Here is a 1620-nt window from a genome sequence, read left to right on the forward strand (position 1 = left end):
ATGATAACTAGTACATAGTTAATTAGATTATAAATAAAGGAGACAAAACGATGATGACATTGGAGAAATTTGAAGAGGCGAGCGAAGCAGTCAAAAAAGTAATCCTTCAAACAAAACTTGTTTATAGTGATTACTTTTCAGACACAACTGGTAATAAAGTATATTTAAAACCAGAAAACATGCAGTTTACTGGAGCTTATAAAGTTAGAGGAGCATATTATAAGATTAGCACTTTAACAAAGGAAGAAAGAGAGAAAGGTCTAATTACAGCATCTGCAGGCAATCATGCACAAGGTGTTGCTTATGCCGCAAAATTATATAATGCAAAAGCAACGATTGTAATGCCGACAACCACTCCATTAATCAAAGTTAATCGTACAAAGAGCTATGGGGCAGACGTAGTGTTATATGGTAATGTTTATGATGATGCGTACAAACATGCATGTAAATTAGCAGAAAAAAATGGATATACGTTCATTCATCCATTTGATGATGAAGTAGTAGCTACAGGGCAAGGATCAATTGCAATGGAGATCGTCAAAGAGTTACCGACAGTAGATATTATATTAGTGCCAATTGGTGGAGGTGGATTAGCAGCAGGTGTATCTACTTTAGCAAAACTATTAAATCCCAATATTAAAGTAATTGGTGTTGAACCGTCGGGTGCCAATTGTATGCAAGAGTCTATAAAAGCAGGTCATGTAGTTACTCTACCAGGAGTTGAAACAATTGCAGATGGTACAGCAGTTAAAACACCAGGAACTAATATCTTTCCGTACATACTAAAAAATATAGATGATATCATTACGATAGATGATCATGAACTAATTGTTTCATTCCTTGATATGATTGAAAGTCATAAGATGGTAGTTGAAAATTCGGGATTACTAACAGTAGCTGCATTAAAGCACCTTGATTGCAAAAACAAGAAGGTTGTTTCAATTTTGAGTGGTGGAAACATGGATGTGATAACAGTGTCATCAATTGTTCAACATGGATTGATTGAACGTGAAAGAGTATTCACAGTTACAGTTCAACTTCCTGACCGTCCAGGAGAACTTGTTAATGTTGCTTCTGTTATTGCTAAAGAACAAGGTAATGTTATCAAGTTAGAGCATAACCAGTTTGTAAGTATCAATCGTCATAGTGCAGTTGAATTAGAGATTACTATGGAAGCGTATGGACATGATCACAAAGAGAAGATTGTTCGTGCATTAAAAGAACATGGTTACAATCCTGAGATTGTTCAACCTAAGAGTATATATAACTAATGACAAAATAATCTAATGTCATGAGACAAACCCCTAGATAATAGTTTTAAATATATCTAGGGGGGTATGGAATATATGTTTACATTTTATTACATCTATGATATACTTCTTTTATCAATGATTATAAAGTCCTGTGTTATCTAATAATTACCTAACGGTCTATGTTAACTATTTTCTAAAATGATAACATAACGTGTTATAACTTAGAATCTAAGTGTAATTCTGGTGATGATCTTAATTAAAGTTATTTTTTTAATTAAGCACTAAATTAATTCTCAAATTAAATTCTTAAATAAAATCCCTAATTAAAAATTACATAATATTATTATTTTATAGGTATGCACAGAAC

General features: G+C 32.4%; 1 protein-coding gene. It reads left to right on the forward strand.

Going from position 1 to position 1620, the window contains the following annotated elements; genetic code table 11:
* The first annotated feature begins 50 nt into the window (after positions 1 to 50).
* On the forward strand, positions 51 to 1271 hold the full coding sequence (ilvA, locus tag ACW2QF_RS08425; RefSeq protein ID WP_455715557.1) for a threonine ammonia-lyase: 1221 nt from the start codon (positions 51 to 53) through the stop codon (positions 1269 to 1271).
* Positions 1272 to 1620: the final 349 nt, after the last annotated feature.

Source organism: Anaerosporobacter sp., assembly GCF_965301125.1.